General features: G+C 37.8%; 1 protein-coding gene. It reads left to right on the top strand.

The features are described from left to right. Positions 1–232: 232 nt before the first annotated feature. The coding region (locus tag ACS8FD_RS22765) for a TerD family protein (protein WP_439277528.1) at positions 233–592 on the top strand (360 nt) is incomplete at its 3' end.

The following is a 592-nucleotide window of genomic DNA, read 5'->3' as shown; positions in this document are numbered from 1 at the left end:
ATTGCAATAAAACCATTTTTTTATAAATAGAAATGTATATGTCATATAGTCACACAAAATTCGCCTTGCTTAGTAGGCAAACGCTTAGTATAGTAAAACGTAATGACATGCAGGACGTGACATACAGGTAGATATTTTTGATATTTACGTTGATTGTTAGACGACTGCACGATTTTTATTTCACTTTTTCGATTCTTTAATCCACTCAATTATTAATCTAAAGGATATTTATATGGCTATTAGCTTAACAAAAGGCGGCAACGTAAACTTATCAAAAGAAGCGCCAGGTTTAACCAATATCACCGTTGGTCTTGGCTGGGATCCACGCGCAACCGACGGTCAAGAGTTTGATTTGGATGCTATTGGCTTTTTGGTCAATGAAGCAGGCAAAGTACGTAATGACCAAGACTTTATCTTTTTTAATAACCTAAAATCAGATAACGGCGCTGTTGAGCATACTGGCGATAACCGTACTGGTGAGGGCGACGGCGATGATGAACAAATCAAAATCAACCTTGCAAGCATTCCAGCTGACGTCAGCAAAGTAGCTATTTGCGCTATCATTTATGAAGGTCAAAACCGCAATCAAAAC

Source organism: Psychrobacter sp. 1U2 (assembly GCF_051847575.1).
This window is presented reverse-complemented; position numbering and strand designations above follow the sequence as displayed.